13 protein-coding genes are annotated in these 17,477 nt (G+C 31.4%); 1 reads left to right on the top strand and 12 read right to left on the bottom strand.

Features of this window, described 5'->3' with window-relative positions; all coding sequences use genetic code 11:
* Nucleotides 1–264: 264 nt before the first annotated feature.
* Nucleotides 265–873 carry a transcriptional repressor LexA gene (gene lexA / locus JJD95_RS16350; protein WP_291644083.1) on the top strand — a complete coding sequence of 203 codons (609 nt, stop codon included), beginning with the start codon at nucleotides 265–267 and terminating at the stop codon, nucleotides 871–873.
* 104 nt (nucleotides 874–977) lie between these two features.
* Here lexA and JJD95_RS16345 read toward each other — a convergent pair whose 3' ends face one another.
* The 12 genes from JJD95_RS16345 to JJD95_RS16290 form a co-directional block, all read right to left on the bottom strand.
* Entirely contained in the window at nucleotides 978–2,258 is a 1,281-nt protein-coding gene (locus tag JJD95_RS16345) for a methionine gamma-lyase family protein (RefSeq protein ID WP_291644082.1), read from the bottom strand.
* 154 nt (nucleotides 2,259–2,412) lie between these two features.
* The gene (locus tag JJD95_RS16340) at nucleotides 2,413–2,940 is read right to left on the bottom strand and encodes an NUDIX domain-containing protein (RefSeq protein WP_291644081.1); all 528 of its coding nucleotides are present in this window, start codon (nucleotides 2,938–2,940) and stop codon (nucleotides 2,413–2,415) included.
* 137 nt (nucleotides 2,941–3,077) lie between these two features.
* Nucleotides 3,078–4,298 (bottom strand): hypothetical protein, encoded by a 1,221-nt coding sequence (locus JJD95_RS16335; RefSeq protein ID WP_291644080.1) that lies wholly within the window; start codon nucleotides 4,296–4,298, stop codon nucleotides 3,078–3,080.
* Nucleotides 4,299–4,358: 60 nt separating this feature from the next.
* Complete coding sequence (locus tag JJD95_RS16330; RefSeq protein WP_291644079.1) at nucleotides 4,359–5,372, bottom strand: alpha-hydroxy-acid oxidizing protein; 1,014 nt, start codon at nucleotides 5,370–5,372, stop codon at nucleotides 4,359–4,361.
* Between the two features lie 12 nt (nucleotides 5,373–5,384).
* Entirely contained in the window at nucleotides 5,385–5,849 is a 465-nt protein-coding gene (locus JJD95_RS16325; protein ID WP_291644084.1) for a DUF523 domain-containing protein, read from the bottom strand.
* Between the two features lie 13 nt (nucleotides 5,850–5,862).
* A complete protein-coding gene (locus JJD95_RS16320; protein ID WP_291644078.1) occupies nucleotides 5,863–8,229 on the bottom strand; it encodes an endonuclease MutS2 in 2,367 nt (788 codons plus the stop codon).
* 34 nt (nucleotides 8,230–8,263) lie between these two features.
* Nucleotides 8,264–10,615 (bottom strand): U32 family peptidase, encoded by a 2,352-nt coding sequence (locus JJD95_RS16315; RefSeq protein ID WP_291644077.1) that lies wholly within the window; start codon nucleotides 10,613–10,615, stop codon nucleotides 8,264–8,266.
* Between the two features lie 172 nt (nucleotides 10,616–10,787).
* Complete coding sequence (locus tag JJD95_RS16310) at nucleotides 10,788–11,777, bottom strand: glycosyltransferase (RefSeq protein ID WP_291644076.1); 990 nt, start codon at nucleotides 11,775–11,777, stop codon at nucleotides 10,788–10,790.
* Nucleotides 11,778–11,998: 221 nt separating this feature from the next.
* The gene (locus JJD95_RS16305; protein ID WP_291644075.1) at nucleotides 11,999–13,012 is read right to left on the bottom strand and encodes a WG repeat-containing protein; all 1,014 of its coding nucleotides are present in this window, start codon (nucleotides 13,010–13,012) and stop codon (nucleotides 11,999–12,001) included.
* A gap of 58 nt (nucleotides 13,013–13,070) precedes the next feature.
* Entirely contained in the window at nucleotides 13,071–13,832 is a 762-nt protein-coding gene (locus JJD95_RS16300) for an exodeoxyribonuclease III (RefSeq protein ID WP_291644074.1), read from the bottom strand.
* A gap of 229 nt (nucleotides 13,833–14,061) precedes the next feature.
* Complete coding sequence (locus JJD95_RS16295; protein ID WP_291644073.1) at nucleotides 14,062–16,098, bottom strand: methyl-accepting chemotaxis protein; 2,037 nt, start codon at nucleotides 16,096–16,098, stop codon at nucleotides 14,062–14,064.
* Nucleotides 16,099–16,390: 292 nt separating this feature from the next.
* Nucleotides 16,391–17,314 carry a DUF4349 domain-containing protein gene (locus tag JJD95_RS16290; protein ID WP_291644072.1) on the bottom strand — a complete coding sequence of 308 codons (924 nt, stop codon included), beginning with the start codon at nucleotides 17,312–17,314 and terminating at the stop codon, nucleotides 16,391–16,393.
* Between the last annotated feature and the right edge of the window lie 163 nt (nucleotides 17,315–17,477).

Raw genomic sequence — 17,477 nt, 5'->3', positions numbered from 1 at the left:
TGTTTCTTTCAAAAAAAGTATAGCATACACTAGGTCTATTAAATTTACCCAAAATCATGATATAAAAAAAGTAAAGCACCAACAATTTGTTGGTGCTAATGTTTCACTTATTTAGGGACATTTTCAAAAATGCTTGACATACTAATATATTTTTCATTAATAAATTGGTATTAATTGTTTATATTCTCCGAAAAAACGAGAACATAAGTTTGATGTTCTTACATTTATATGGTATAATTCTACTACGAATGAGAGGTGTTTCCAATGATAACTGAAAAAAAAGATAAACAAAGTGAAATATATAATTTTATAAAGGATCAAATTCAATTAAAAGGATATCCGCCTTCAGTAAGAGAAATATGCGAGGCTGTATCATTAAAATCCACATCCACAGTTCATGGGCATTTAGAAAGGTTAGAAAGAAAAGGATATATTCGTAGAGATCCTACTAAGCCTCGAGCAATTGAATTATTAAAGGATTCGGTTATAAGAAAAGAATTAATAGATATCCCTATTATAGGAAAAATAACTGCCGGTCAACCAATTTTAGCTGTTGAAAACGTTGAAGATACATTTACTCTTCCTTTAAATTTTACTAGAACCAATAATGAACTCTTTATTCTTAAAGTTTCTGGAAGCAGTATGATTGAAGCTGGAATATTAGATGGAGACTTAGCTATAATTGAGAAGACCAATGTCTCTAAAAATGGTGACATAGTTGTAGCTCTTATTGATAATGAAGCAACTATAAAAAGATTTTTTAAGGAAAACGGCCATATAAGACTTCAACCTGAAAATTCATCCATGTCCCCTATTATAGTTGATGACTGTTCAATTTTGGGTGTACTTGCTGGTATTTATAGAAAGTATTAACTCATCACTTTTAAATAATGTGTATATAACAAAACCCTGCAATGATTTTCCATTGCAGGGTTTTGTTTATCAATTACTATGTAAATGAATGTATATTGCCTATCTTAAAGGACTTTTGAAAGTGCTATTAGTATTCCTATCTTAGCGTGATCAAAAGTAAGCCCACCTTGAAGATATGCTATATAAGGTTCTCTAATCGGTGCATCTGCAGATAATTCTATAGATGCGCCTTGAATAAATGCTCCTGCAGCCATTATAACCTTATCTGTATATCCTGGCATATCCCAAGGTTCACATTCTACGAAAGAGTCAATTGGCGAGCCAGCTTGTATTCCCTTACAGAAATTAATAAGCTTTTCTTTATCATTAAATTTGATAGCTTGAATTATATCGCTTCTTTTATCATTATATTTAGGAAGAACTTCAAAGCCAGCAAGTTCCATAATTCTAGCACAGAAAATAGCACCCTTCAGAGCTTCCATAGATACGTGCGGTGCTAGGAATAGTCCTTGATATAAAGAACGCATAACACCAAAAGTAGAACCACACTCCCCTCCTATACCAGGAGTTGTTAGTCTATATGAAGCTTGAACTACATATTTTTCTTTACCTGCTATATATCCACCTGTAGGTGCAATTCCTCCACCAATGTTTTTTATTAGTGAACCAGCAACTAAATCTGCACCTACATCTGTAGGCTCAGTAGCTTCAATAAATTCGCCATAACAATTGTCTACAAAACAAATTACATTTGGATTTATAGCTTTTGCCGACTTTATAATTTCTTCTATTTCAGAAATTAATAGTGCTTTTCTCCAGCCATATCCAGTAGATCTTTGAATATGAATTAACTTTATCGACTCATCATTAAGCAAAGTATTTTTCATTAGTTCAATATCAACTTTAAAGTTATGGTCTAATTCTAATTGCTTATATTTTACGCCATAATCTTTTAATGAACCTATATCTTCCGTAACATTTATACCTATTATATTAAGAAGTGTATCATAAGGCGTTCCGCATACAGACATCATGGTATCATTAGGTCTTAAATTACCAAATAATGCTGCCCCAATTGCATGTGTTCCATTTACGAAATGTGGTCTAACTAATGCACTCTCACAATTGAAAATTCTTGCATATACTTTATCTAATGAATCACGACCAATATCCCCATAACCGTATCCAGAGGAATTTGTAAAATGAGAGTCGCTAATTCTTTCATCTTGTAGTGCAGTCAAAACCTTTAGTTGGTTGAATTCTCTAATTTCATCAAGCTTTATAAATTCACTTTGTACATCTTGTATAGCTAACTCATAGAGGCCTAGTATTTCAGAACTTATTTTGTACTTATTTTGAAGGTGTGTTTTTGTTATATCTAGCATGCTTTAAGATCTCCTTTTATCATTAAGTTATTATGTATACACTGAAAATAACCTATCTATTTATTTCAACTACCTTAGTAATAGTAACATATATAATGGAAATGTAGAATAGTTTTATATAGACTTATCCTACAATTTCAATATAAAGCATTCATTAAATTATATTATTACCCTTTAAAATATCATAAGCACTTTTTAGAAACAACAAATCTCTACTTTGAATAAATTTGCCAATATAATTGTCTGGAATATCATTTTCAAGTATAGTTAAAGCCTCATCAAAATCAACCCATTTTAACTTAAAACCATCACTAATTTCTTCATCAGTAAATGATGTTGCTTTAATTTCTCCTTTAGCCTTAGCATAATAGCAATATGATATTTGCAGTTGTTGAAATTCATTTCTATATTCTATAATTATGCCTATTTCACCTAAAACATCAATATTAACCCCTACCTCTTCCATTACCTCACGATGTAAAGCAATTTCTATACACTCACCTTCTTCAATTCCACCACCTGGTATCTTATGATAGTTGTTTTTAGATACGTACAGTAATGCTGTTTTACCTGAGTCATTTATTACTATGGCTCTTGCTGCTTTCCTAAGTTTATAAACAACATCAGTATTTTTACTATTGTAACCAATATCTTTTTCGTATATTTCATTTATCAATTCCATTAATTTTTTCCCGCCTTTTATATAAGTAGCTTTCTATTTGTTACTTATATTTTTTAAAAATTAAAGATCTAGTTGTTGCATCTCTACTAGTCTCCCCGTATGCATCGCTATCCCTGCAATCAGTTGCTCGTCTTGTTCTACTCTTCTGCTATCTCCTTAACTTCGTAAATAATCTCTTCAACAGTTTCTTCTAATTCTTCACCGACTTTTCTATATTCTATTTCAAATTGATCATTCTGATTCTTCATAAAGTACATTAATGCATAATAAGTAGGCTTGAATTTATCCTTTAGTTTAAAATCACTATCGTCAAACAATTTATATAGTGTGTTGTTTTGTTTTTTAGCCATTAGCAGTATCAAATATTTGTTTATAGACTTATTATATTCATCTGTATTATTACATAATTGTAAAAATACATCGACCTTTTTTATTGATTCTTCTATTCGATCCTTCCAAAGTAAATTTTCAGCTGAGTTAAATATTGCGTCAATTTCGACCTTATCAATCTTCTTAAAGGTTAGTTCTTCCCTACTGCACCAGGTTTCAAGAAAATCTACAAGATATTGTACCTTTTGTTTTTCTTTTTTTCCTCCAAACCTCATTAGATACCATATATTAAAAAATCGTTCCTTGATTTGATACATGTAATTTTTCTTATTTACAAGTGGTTTATTTATTATTCCGCTTTTTTCTAATTGATTTAGATGAGCTGATACTTCTTTGCTTTGCATTCTTATTTTATCTGCAATTTCTTTTGTGGTTATTGCATCCCAGCTTAACGCTATAACATCAACAATTTCTTGCTGCACTGGAGATAAACTATCCATTGTGTGTTTATAAAAAGGTGTTACTCTATCTATTAATATTTCTAGTTCTTTAAAGGCTGTTCCACTGTTCCCAATAATAGTATTGAAAAGTAGTAGCATGATTCTTGGCGCACCACCGGTTAGCCTCCTTAAAGCTTCTATTTTTCCACTATTACTTTTAAGTACCTCATATATATTTTTTTTATTAGTAATCTCACCTAACTTTTCAAAAAAAACCACAGTTTCTGCTGCCTTTAAACCTTTCAATTTTATATGCTTAAAAAAGTCATAGAAGGGTTTATTGTAATCAAAAGTAAATTCTAAAACCTCTGACGATGCGCCTATAATTCGTATTTCAGAAGAAGTTAAAAGAATTTCTCTAAGTTTTTGCTGTTCATGAATTTTGAACTTCTTTAATATATCGAATGTATTATCTATTAAGAGTGTATATATTTTATCCTCTTCATCATTATATTTATAATTATACTTAACAAAAAATATTTTGTCGCGTTTTTTAACAAAATATTTTTTGTCAGTAATGATATCCACTGTTCAGCTTTACTGAACATAAAAAAAAGTCACTATACTCTAGTGACTTTCAAAATAAATCTAATATAAAATTCTACTATCCACACTTTCTATGGAATTACATCCTGTAAGTACCATAGCCGATTTTAATTCGCCTTTTATTGTATCAATGTAAGATTTCACGCCTTCTGCTTTGCCACCAAAGGATGCAGTTACAAATGGTCTACCAATAAGTACGGCATCAGCACCTAGTGCTAACATTTTAAGTATATCAGGACCACTTCTAACTCCACCATCAGCTAAAATAATTACTTTCCCCTTAACTTCCTCCGCAATTTCACCTAGTACATGTGCTACACCAGGAGTTTGGTCTAATACTCTTCCTCCGTGATTTGATACAACGATTGCAGCTACCCCAGCTTCTACAGCAAGTTTTGCATCATCTGGAGTCATTACACCCTTAAGAATAAATGGAAGCTTAGTGGATGCAACAATTTCTTTAATCTCTTCTACAGTTTTAGGCATAACTGGTTTGCCAGCAAGCGCTAGGGTAATAAGACCACAAGCATCTATGTCCATACCTATAGCAAATACACCTGCCTTTTCTGCTAATTTGATTTTTTCTATAACATTAGTGTTTTCCCAAGGCTTTATTATTGCAATCCCATTTCCACCCTGCTTTTCTAATTCAGAAAGATTAGTTGTAAGGAATGAATCTACAGCGGTATCCCCTACCATAGGGAAAATTCCTGCTGAAAGACATCCACTTATAACCCAAGATATGTACTCCTCTTCACTAAATTTACCACCCATATTTAAGGTAGTGCCAGAAATGGGTGCTGCAAATACAGGCATATCCATTTTTCGGCCAAATAATTCTATGGATGTATCGGGATCTTTTGCATCATGTATAGTTCTCATATTAAGTTTATACTCCGATAGAGCCTCTATATTGATTTTAAAGGCATCCCCCGTTCCTTTACCACCCATTCCAGGAACCTCGCCAGCACAAGCCACACCATTACATACAGGACATACTCTACAACTTTTATTTAAATTACCTTTAGCTTCTTTTAAAATATCTTTATAATTCATTTTATTTTCCCCCTAATTTATAATTGTTAATTCATCTAGATTTTCTTCTGTGAAAACTTTTATGCCACTTTCTAATAATAACTCCGCAGTAACTCCATTACCTGGCCTTTTAGCTCCACTAAAAGTTCCATCGTATATTTGCGCTGTTCCGCAAGAAGGACTTCTCGCCTTTAGTATAGCAATATTTGCGGAAACTGCTTCTGCAATTTTTAGAGTTTCATAAGCTCCTTTTAAAAACTCGGAGGTTACATCATCACCACCTGGTCCAAGAATTTTAGCTTTACCATCTAACACATTCCTACCGTTTCCATTAACAATTTCATGTGGAGCCCTAGGAGTTTCTTGTCCACCTAGTTGTTCTGGGCAAACAGGAATTGCTTTTCCTTCTTTTAAGAGTTTGAGTACTCTTGCATCTAAATTATTTCCACCATCATATTTACAATTAATGCCGCATAAACAAGCACTCACAATATATATAATATCACCTCCTTTATTTAAGTTCTACCATAGTAACACCACTACCACCTTCACCATAATCTCCAAGCCTATAGGTTTTAGCATGGCCATGCCTCTTTAACATGTCAGTAATAGCGGTTCGAAGAACCCCTGTGCCCTTACCATGGATAATGGTAATTTCTTTAAGGCCGCCTAAATAGGCGTCATCTAAATACTTGTCAACAGTATATATAGCTTCCTGAGAATCCATACCTCTTAAATCTACGGAGGTAGATACACTTCTTAAATTCAGTTTCATCTCTCTTTTAATAATCTTTGCCTTTTTCTTATCTTCTTCAGTGATTTTTGACTTTCTAAGGTCATCTAATTTAACATTTATTTTTATAATTCCTGCTTGAACCTGTACTTCGCCTTTGCTATCAGGTTTAGAAATTACAATAACCTTTTGGTTAAGAGAAGGTAAATATACCTCTTGACCTAGTTTTACAGTTTTTAGCTTCTCACCTAGTTCTTCAGTACTTTTTACGCCCTGTAAATCTAATTTTTCCAGTTTGTTCTTGATTTTTATTCTTTCTTCTTCAAGCTTTTGCCTTGCGTCGGATGAGTAACCAAGTTTTTCGAGTTCTCTCATGTTTTTAATAATGGTATCAGATTCTTCCTTAGCATTTCTAATTAATAGTTTTGCGTCTCTTTGAGCCTGATACATTGCATTTTCTCTGATATTTTCCATTTTATATAACTTTTCCTGATATTTATCTTTAAGCTTACTAGCTTCTAGTTTCAATCCTTCTGCTTCTCTAGCATCTCTTTCTGCCTTTATGCTCTTTTCTTGTAGCGTTTGAACTAATTCTTCAAACTCTAAGGTGTCTTTAGAAATGTTTTCTTTAGCATTTTTAATAATGTAATCAGGTAACCCTAATCTCTTAGAAATTTCAAAAGCATTTGATTTACCAGGAACTCCGATTATTAGTCTATAGGTAGGGCTTAGTGTATCAACATTAAATTCTACAGAAGCATTTTCTACCCCTGTTGTTTTTAGTGCATATCCTTTTAATTCACTATAATGTGTGGTTGCCACTACTTTTGTACCTCTTGCTCTTAAATCTTCTAAAATTGAAACTGCAAGAGCTGCACCTTCTGTTGGATCTGTACCAGCTCCCAATTCATCAAATAGTGCCAAAGATTTTATATCTGCTTTTTCAATGATATTCACTATATTTGTCATATGAGAGGAAAATGTAGATAAACTTTGCTCTATACTTTGCTCATCGCCTATATCTGCAAAAATCTCGTGAAAAAAACTAACTGTGGAGCCTTCCCTAGCAGGAACTAAGATACCACTAAGAGCCATTAACTGGATTAAGCCTACAGTTTTTAAAGTTACTGTTTTACCTCCTGTATTTGGACCTGTTATTACTAAGGATGTAAAATCTCTTCCTAAATAGATATTACTTGACACTACTTCTCTGGGATCTATCAAAGGATGCCTAGCTTCAATTATATCTATTATACCTTCTTCATTTACACTGGGACTAATAGCATTAATTTCGATAGCATATCCAGCCTTTGCAAAAATAAAATCTAATTCCCATACAATGTTTGCGTTGTTTGAAACGATATCTATATTTTCATATATTTTATAGGAAAGCTCTGCTAAAATTCTTTCAACCTCAGCTTTTTCTTTTAACATAATTTCTTTTATTTCATTGTTCAAGTGTACGAGGCTCATTGGCTCAATGAATAGAGTAGCCCCTGATGAACTCTGATCATGAACTATACCCGGAACACTACCTTTATACTCTATTTTAACAGGAATTACATATCTATCCCCTCTTATAGTATAAAGACTTTCTTGAAGATATTTTGCATTGGATCTAACTAGTGATGTAACCTTATCTTTTACAGAAGCATTTTTTTCCTTTAAAGATTTTCTTAAATTGAAGAGCAAACTACTAGCCCTATCCGAAAGTTCTTCATCACTTATTATGGCTATAAAAATTTCATCTTCCAATTTTTTTATTGGAACAATTCCAATACATATGTCTTCTAAAACTCTAGAAGATAGCTCACCTGCTTTATTACCCACGTAATTTTGGAATAATCTAGCACACCTTAGCATTTGAGCTATTCGAAGTAGTTGAGAAGGCATAAGCGATGCCTCTTTAGATGCCCTTATTATTGCACTTCGAACATCGTATATACCCTCAAAAGGTGCACTCCCTTTTGTTGATAAAAGCAGTAGTGCCTCATTAGTTTCCTGTAAATGTTCTTTTACCTCATAAATATTAGTGTAAGGCTCTAAATTATCTATTAAATCCTTGCCTGCTGTAGTATGTGAATATCCTTTGATTTTCTCCTTGATTTTATTATATTCTAAAACCTTTAAAGACTTCTTATTCATATTTTCACCGTTTTTCCTTTATCATATATTATGGTTAATCAACGCCTCTTTTATAGTGGCCTCTAGTATAGTTTTTTAATTCCCCTTGCCATTCTCTTTTAATATAATTGTTAAGAACCTCTATAGTTTCTTCATAGTTCTCATCTAAAAAATCTAGTCTAAAGGAAAAAATGTTATTTTTTACGATTTCAGACATATTAGAAATCAAATTTACAGGCACATTATTGTAAATATAGCTTCTACAATATTTATCTGTGTTAATACTAAATTCCGCGCCTTTTCTGTCTTTAAGTGTGTAACGTCCTTTGGTACACTTTTCTACGCAAGTATTTTTTTCGCTTTTATTACCAAAAACGCTTCCAATAGCACAGTATTCACTAACCATAAGTTCATATTTTCCATAAACCATGATTTGAAGTGGTAGTGAACTTTTAACTGCTATTTCTTTGATTTCCTTTTGATTTAGTTCAGCACTAATACAAGTTCCATTAAGCAAGTTTTCATAAAAGTCTCCAGAATATCTATTAAAAACATTTAATTTATAATCTCCAATTATAGTTATTTTTTTATTAAATCTATTAATTATCCCTAAATTTGCGGTAATAATACCTTTTACCCTGCATAAATTATTTTCTATAAATTCACATACACTTTCAAATTCACCCTTAATAATATTAGAAATTTTAAGGTACATATTTGCACTGCAGAGGGTTAAGTCAATGTTACATTGTCTCATAAAAGGATTTATAGCAATATTATCAAAGCCCATTTCAAGTACAGCCTTTAATTGTTCCTGTCTTGTTACATATATAAGTGTCTCTGGCATAGTATTGCCTTGATTCTCTTGATGTTCTTTATGTTTTTTATTGTAATTAATTTGAATATTCTTTTCTCTTTTATACTTTCCTATTATATAATTTTGAATATCATCTATTAACTCTCGCCTCACTGAATTTAAGGCAGACATCGGTACAAAACCTTCTTCAAAGCTCTCAAAATCAACTGCATTTATTTTGAAAGGTGTATCTCCTGTTTTAGATAGATTTTGAATAATACGTAGGCTTTCTAATGGTTTATTTACAGCCACTTGAACCAAATCTCCTAAGGCGTGGAAGCTTTCCCCCATATAACTCGCACTTATGCTAAGGGGCTTATTTACACTAAATTCTATTGAAAGATTTAGATCTATCTTCCGCTTATATTTATCACTATAACTCTTTGCAAGTTCATTCATGAGCTCTACATCAGATATCTTATATAAAAAGTCTCCAGCTTTATATTTAGTTGGTTTCAACATAACTTTATTGCCTTTTTCGGCCTTTTCTACATCCAATCCGTTCAAAATAATTTTTGAAATAGAAAATCCATCATCTGAAAACATTATACCATCTTTTAAAACTACATCGTCTAAAAGAGTTACTGACAAATCAGAGGCTACCCTACCTATTGGAAGGCCTGAATTTTTCGGAACCTTGTATGCCATCATATCTTTTCCGGTATTACAATATAGATATGCTTTTGAAAACCCTTCTCTATTAAATAATTGTGTTAAAACTTTAGTATCCTTGTCTAGTTTTTGTATTGTATTATTATAAACATTGTCTAGGGCCCTTCTATATATTTCTACCACACCTGCAACATATTCCGGCTTTTTCATTCTTCCTTCAATTTTCAGTGAAGAAGTACCCGTTGCAACTATATCCTTTAAGTTATCTATAGTACAAATATCTTTTGGACTTAAAAGATATGCCTCGTCTGTCCTATTTGAGTTTTTATCAATTAGTGTATAAGGAAGTCTACAAGGTTGAGCGCATCTGCCTCTGTTCCCACTCCTACCACCAATAATACTACTCATGAGGCACTGCCCTGAATAGCATATACATAAGGCTCCATGTACAAAAACTTCTGTTTCAACTTTTAATGTATTAGATATGTAATTAACTTCTTTTAGACTTAGCTCTCTCGATAAAACTATTCTTTTAAATCCTATATCTTTCAAAAGTAAAGCACCTTCACCATTGTGAATCGTCATTTGTGTAGACGCATGCATTTCAAAGTCCGGGAAATTATTTTTTACTAAGTATATGAGTCCTGTATCTTGAAGGATTAAAGCATCGACTCCCTCGCTATATAAAAACCCTACATACTCCATAATTTCATTCAATTCATTATCTTTTACTAAGGTATTTACAGTAACATATACTCGAACTCCATAAATATGGCAATAATCTACAGCTCGCGCTATATTTTCATTATCAAAATTATAAGCAAAAGCTCTTGCTGAGAACTTGCTTCCTCCTATATAAACTGCATCTGCTCCCATTTGCACTGCAGCTATTACGCTTTCCATACTTCCAGCTGGGGCTAATAATTCAATTTTATCCATTTTCATCTCTCCTAATAACTTTCTATGTTTTATTATACAGTAAATGTTGGCATAAATTAAGAGATTTTATACTTTAGTTGTTAATTCACTATAGTTTTCACTATTTTAAGAGATTAAATACTAAATTGGGGGCACATAACAATTAATAATTGTTATGTGCCCCCAAAAATCTCTAATTGTGAATTTCTAGATAAGTTTTATATAATTCCTTTATTGATCCATTAAAATTATAATTTTCATTAACATAATCTTTTAGTTTACTATCTTTACGTTTTTCAAATCCGCTCTTTACTGCTTTTAAAATACTTGCATTATCATATGGGTCGCAATATAGAGCCATATCCTTAAAATATTCACTTGCACAGCCCTCCACAGTTGATACTATATTACAACCACTTGCGGCTGCTTCAAGTGTAGATAAGCCAGGCATTTCTACAAAACTCGGTAGCACATGCACCTTTGCAAATCTATAAGCATTGTATACATTGTAATTATCCATAAATCCTAAATATACTACATTTTTAAAATCAGTACATTTTTTAAGATACTCTTTGTCATTGCCACTTCCTATTAGGACTAACTGTTTACCTAATTTAGCACATACATCACATAGTGCAAGTTGATTTTTACTCTCACATATTCTTCCCACAGATAAAACATAATTGTTTAAATTATATCTCTCTTTAAAATTATATAGTGGTATCTCTTCGTCCTCGACTTCTACACCATTATAAATAACTTTATACCCTGTTTTCACATTAAATTCATTTTGAATAAGCTGTTTTTCTAATTCACTATTGCAAAATATAACCTTACTCTTTTTTAAAATTTCCTCTTTGTAACTTCTACAACTTTCATATAACTTTATGCTTTCAATTTTATTGTTTATAGTATTATATTTTTTCATATCCCAGTGCATAGGTGATATTACTAAATGTTTTTTATAAAAATTTGCAATCTTATAGTATCTATATGTCTCTCCCGTATTTGCGAGATTAAACAAATGTACTATATCGTAATCGGAATAATCATATATTCCTCCATTATTTATATCTACTGTTAAACCTAACTTCCGAAGATACTCAGCGGTCTTAATCACCTGCACAGAATCACCTGCGAAATTTCTACAATAATCTTGTCTAACACACAATAGAACCTTCATGGTTCAAATCCCCCTATAGCTTGCTACTTTTACCATATAACTATGCTAACTTATGCATATTTATAACATTTAACTAATCATAATTTAGGTTAACTTTATTTTCTATTCTTTTATCTATATACTATTATTCTATACTGTAAAAGTTTCTATATTCGTGTAAAATTAATTTTTAGGTAAAATTAAAGCACCTATAATTTATATAGATGCTTTATCCTAGAATTTTAAGATTGTAATTTCCAAAGGTAGTCCCCTAGTTTATCAATATATCCAATTCTTTTTCCTAATTCAACTCTTGCGATTCCGTCAGTGAATTCATAGGCTTCTTCAAAACTTGCTTCTATAACTATTTTGCCGGTGCAATCTATGTAACCCCACTTCTCTCCGATTTGAACAGCTATTAAACCCTCGCTTATAATATCCACATCATCAAATACAGTAGGTATTATAATACTGCCACTTTTATTAATAAAACCGTATTTGTCATTATCAGAAATTGCGGCAATTCCATTATAAAAACTATCTGCCCATTGAAAGCTAGGCTTTATGACAATCTTACCCTTGTCATCTATAAATCCGTATTTATCTCTTGTTTCAACGGGTGCTAAACCTTCATTGAATTCTCCAGCCACTGTATAATGAAGTGGTATAATGTTCTCTCCGCTAGTATTTATATATCCATACCTTCCATTAGTGCAAATAGGCGCTATACCATTTTTAAAAGGATAAGCATAATCGTAATTTGCATCTATTATAACCTTTCCATCTTTATCTATATAAGCTATTTTGCCACCTATTTGAACTGCTGCAAGTCCTTCACTAAAATCCTGAGCATCTAGAAAATTCGTTGGAACTATTTCATTACCTTCGTTATTTATATAACCCCACATATATCCACTTTTTACTGCTGCTCTTCCTTCTATAAAGAAATTAGCATCTTCGTATTTCGGCTCCACTATAAGTTGTCCAGACAAATCAATATATCCACTCATACCTTTTAATTTCACTTCTGCAAGGCCTTCACTAAACTGATTAACATCATCATATACAGGCTCAATTACAAACTGACCAGCCTTATTAATAAAGCCATACTTATCTTCTCGGCTAGCTATTGCCAGATCATCGTAAAACTCCTCTGCATAATCAAATTTATTTTCTATAACTATGTTTCCTTCTCTATCTATATACCCATATTTCTTTTTTAGTTTAACAGGATATAAGTTTTTCTCCATATTCATATCTTATAACTTCCTTCCTCTAAATACCTTATTATATATCTAATTCATTAAATAATTCTTACAGAAGATTAATACTAACAGGGCAATGGTCTGACCCTACAACCTCATTTAAAATATCTGCACTCTTTATTTCACACAATAAATCCTGGGTTACAAAGAAATAATCAATTCTCCAGCCTGCATTCTTTTCTCTAGCCTTGAATCTATAACTCCACCAAGAGTATTTCGTCTCTGCCTCATGAAGACATCTAAAGGTGTCAACATACCCTTTGGATATGAACTTATCCATCCAAGCCCTCTCTATAGGCAGGAATCCTGAATATTTTTCGTTTGCCTTTGGGTTTTTAAGATCAATAGCATTATGAGCAGTATTATAGTCTCCACAAATAATTAACTTTTTACCTTTTGCCCTAAGTATTTCGCAATAATCCAATAGTGCATCATAGAAATCCATCTTATAATTTAATCTTACTTCATCCTTTTGACCATTAGGAAAATATATATTTAAAAGAGTAAATTCTTGAAACTCGGTTATTACTATTCTGCCTTCACTATCAAATCGCTCTATTCCAATACCGTAAGTAACAGATATTGGTTTTTGCTTAGTGTATGTAGCTACACCGCTATAGCCCTTCTTTTCTGCACAAGAAAAATATGCGTAATAACCTTCTATATTTTTAAGTTCTTCACTTATTTGAACTTCTTGAATTTTGGTTTCTTGAATGCATAAAATATCTGGCTGATCTTCTAAAATCCAATCAATAAATCCTTTGTCTTTTATAGCTCTAATACCATTTACATTCCACGAATAAATCTTCATAAAAACACCTTCCTTATACAGTTATTTTATAGGTTTAACCTAACTATACATTTATTATTTAATATCTGCAATCCAATATCTAAATATCCTAATAATAATATATCATATCATTGAATATTGTAAGATTATATATTTAAACTATTTAATTGGATTTCATAATAACAAATATTGTTCACTAAAAGGTAAAAGCACCTAAATAAATCAGGTGCTTTACTCAAAATAAATTTTACTATATTTTAAATCTACTGATACTTTCTCTTAAATTTTCAGCAAGGGCGTTTAAAGTTTCCGCAGCACTTACTATTTCTTGTAGTCCGGCAGCTTGTTCTTCTGTAGAAGCACTTACCTCTTCTGACGTTGCTGCTGTCTCTTGTGATACAGATGCTGCATTTTCAATCTTTTCACTTACTTTATCTTTGTAACTACTTATTTCTTTTAAAGAGTTATCTACATTATTCATATCAGTTTGAAGTAATTCCATTGCGCCTTCAATCTTCTTGAATGTATCATTAGTAATTTGAACACTTTTACCAGTTTTAGTGTTTAGTTCTTTAGAATATATTATTTGCTCTAGGACTCCATCAACACTTGTCCTTATTACGTTTATTACCTTATCAATTTCAGAAGCTGAAACCGAAGATTGCTCTGCAAGTTTTCTTACCTCATCTGCAACAACTGCAAATCCTCTTCCTGCTTCTCCTGCTCTTGCTGCTTCTATACTAGCATTTAAAGCTAATAGATTTGTTTGTTCTGTTATTGCTTTTATAGTATCAGTTATTGCGCTAATTTTATTTGAATTTTCAGCTAAAATTTCTACTTTATTAGCTACCTCATCGTTAGCCTTAGTGTTTTCCTCAAATACACTTCTTAAATTATCAACAACTATAATACCTTCTTCTGTTGAGTTTTTAACATCTAAAGATGCTTTAATCATATTTTTAGAATTAATAGTGGATTTATTTACTTCTTCGCCCAGTGTGTTGGAATAATTAACACTATCCTCTAGAATTTGAGCCTGCTCATTTGCACCTTGTGCAATTTGCTGTACTGCTCGTGCAACTTCATCCCCCACAGCATTAGATTCTTCAGTAGTGGCCGCTAAAGACTCTGCTGAATCTTTAACTTTATTTGAACTATCTACAACATTGCCTAAAACTACAACCATATCTCCTATCATATTATTTACCGATTCAATAATTTCTTGTACTTCTAAGCTAGCATATTTATTTTGAGTCACTCTTTGGGTAAAATCACCGTCCTTAATTTTAGCTAAAACATTAATTAATTTTTCCATTGGCTTTGTTATTTTATCAGAAAACACCTTTCCAACTACAATTACAAATATAAGCGATAACACCAAAACTATAAAAGATATTGTTAGTCCTTCTATTATCTTTGCTGATTGTTCTGCCATTGAAATAAATCCTACTGTAGTTAAATTAGTTTTTTCATCTAAAGTTTTATAAACGAAATATTTCTCTCCATTTACATTTAATGTTAGCTTGCTTTCTTTAGAATCCATAATGTTTTTTATCCAAGGTTGCTCTTTTGTATTTTTTCCTAATAAACCTTTGTCTTTGTGCGCTATAATTGTACCCGTACTGTCTAATATTGCTGAGTACCCTTCATTACCTAATTTAATATCCTGAACCATATTAGAAATTAATTCTAGATCTATATCAATTCCTAAAACACCTACAAGGTTACCTTGGTTATCTTTAACTGTTTTTGCAAAGGTCACTACATAGTTTTTAGTATCAGTATCCACGTATGGGTTAGTAGAAATCACCTTACCATCATTGTTAACTGCATCCTTATACCAACTTGTTAAAGTTGGATCAAAAGTCGCAGGTAAATCAACCTTAGGTTCAAGGTACATAATATTATCTGCCGTTCCAAGATATACGTGTAACATGTCTTGATGGGATTTTGCATATCCCTCAAAACTTTTTAATAACCATTGTGCAGAATCGGGATTCGACTTAACCATGACTGCATTTGGATCATTGGATAACATATCCGTAGATTCAAAATTAGCTTTATATAACGAATCTATAGCCTCATTTACTCTTGTTATAGTTTGATTTGCACTTCTATCAAATTCGCTCTTTAAATTCTTCGATAAACCATAATATGTACTCAGAGAAACTAATAGTATAGGTAAAAATGATGCCACTATAAGCAATAATATTAACTGATAACTTAATTTTTTACCTTTTGGTTTTCTTTCCTTTAAATCTTTTTTGCTGAATAAGTTTTTCTTCACAATATAACCCCCGCTTCAATTTTTATGCTATTATATATTTCGATATTTTATTCGTAATCTTTAATGATATCTGTATATTTTTTAATAATTTTAATTTTTACTTAGTTTTGTATTAACTTTGTGTTTTTTATACTCATTGAAACCATAAATAAGTTATAAACTTTCATTTTTCAAAAAATCATACTCAGTTTAGATTTCTTAATTTCTTAAACAATAAAAAATAGAAGCATAACTCTATGCTTCTTAGAATGATTTCTTATTTATATTATTGTTTTTACTAGACCTCATGCATTCAGTTTATTTTTCTGTGTTTAAATATAAACCTAATTATTAGAAGTGCAATAGACAATATAACTAAGTAAGGTATACATATAGATATTATAACAATAAATCCTTTACCAAAATCAATTAACGAATTAACTGAATTAACAAATCCATTTGCAATTTTATCTCCAAGAGAAACAGGATTTTCTTTAATTGAATGAACTTCGGAAATTTGTATGTTTAGTGTGCAAAAATCTATTAAGTTATCCCATTTTTTAAGACTACCTGTTAAATTTTCGATTTCATATCTAACCCTACTTAATTCATTTTCTAAAGTTATTATATCTTTAAGTTCACCAGTTTTTTTTAAAAGTTCTATAAGTCTTTCTTCTTGAATAGTTAATGATTTTAAATGTGCCTGCGTATCAAAATATACAGAGGTTATATCTTCAGTTGAAATTTGTTGATCTGTAACGCTTCCTAAATTACCAATATCTAGTATGAAGCTATCAAATTTGACCTTAGGGATTCTTAGTATAAATTCACCTCTTCTATTTTCTTCAGATGATTTTGATTCAATGCTTTTACCAGAAACATTAGAACTTTGAACATATGCTCCTATACTACTAGTCCTACTTAAAATCTGTTTTACGGTTTCATCAAAGCTTAGTGTTTCCATCTGTATAGAGCCATTTCTTATTATCTTACCCTGACCATTTAATGGATCAATTGTAGTCTCCGTAGAAGTATTTTCTTTCATAGCATCATTTTTTACATCACCTATGGCAGAACTATCATTGCCTAAACCAGATTGATCTTCAGAAATCGCCATTTCAGGTTTGCTTTCATAATTTGCAGTAGAATTAGATTTTTTACCACACCCCACAACACCCATACTAACTATTGCTATTGCTACTAGTAAAGGTAATATACGTTTAATTTTTACACTCACAAAATATCCCCCCTTAATTATGCTGAGCTTTCACGGAAACTCATTAGCTCCTATGATTACTCATTTCTAGTATCATTAATTTTTGTTGATTCCCCCATTTTTTCTGCATAAAACGCTTGACAAGTCTGTAAAAATTTGAAAAATCCCTCCTAGAGACATGTTT

It is taken from the genome of Clostridium sp. (assembly GCF_016650035.1).
Lineage (GTDB): Bacteria > Bacillota > Clostridia > Clostridiales > Clostridiaceae > Clostridium_AD.
Note: the sequence above shows the minus strand (reverse complement) of the source record. Positions and strands in the feature narration are given on the sequence as shown.

Bases quoted from the DNA above. Each gene is read 5' to 3' on its own strand.
- JJD95_RS16305 (WP_291644075.1), bottom strand. From the start codon at position 13,012: ATGAATATGGAGAAAAACTTATATCCTGTTAAACTAAAAAAGAAATAT.
- JJD95_RS16330 (WP_291644079.1), bottom strand. From the start codon at position 5,372: ATGAATTATAAAGATATTTTAAAAGAAGCTAAAGGTAATTTAAATAAA.
- JJD95_RS16300 (WP_291644074.1), bottom strand. From the start codon at position 13,832: ATGAAGATTTATTCGTGGAATGTAAATGGTATTAGAGCTATAAAAGAC.
- JJD95_RS16310 (WP_291644076.1), bottom strand. From the start codon at position 11,777: ATGAAGGTTCTATTGTGTGTTAGACAAGATTATTGTAGAAATTTCGCA.
- JJD95_RS16340 (WP_291644081.1), bottom strand. From the start codon at position 2,940: ATGGAATTGATAAATGAAATATACGAAAAAGATATTGGTTACAATAGT.
- JJD95_RS16315 (WP_291644077.1), bottom strand. From the start codon at position 10,615: ATGGATAAAATTGAATTATTAGCCCCAGCTGGAAGTATGGAAAGCGTA.
- JJD95_RS16345 (WP_291644082.1), bottom strand. From the start codon at position 2,258: ATGCTAGATATAACAAAAACACACCTTCAAAATAAGTACAAAATAAGT.
- lexA (WP_291644083.1), top strand. From the start codon at position 265: ATGATAACTGAAAAAAAAGATAAACAAAGTGAAATATATAATTTTATA.
- JJD95_RS16320 (WP_291644078.1), bottom strand. From the start codon at position 8,229: ATGAATAAGAAGTCTTTAAAGGTTTTAGAATATAATAAAATCAAGGAG.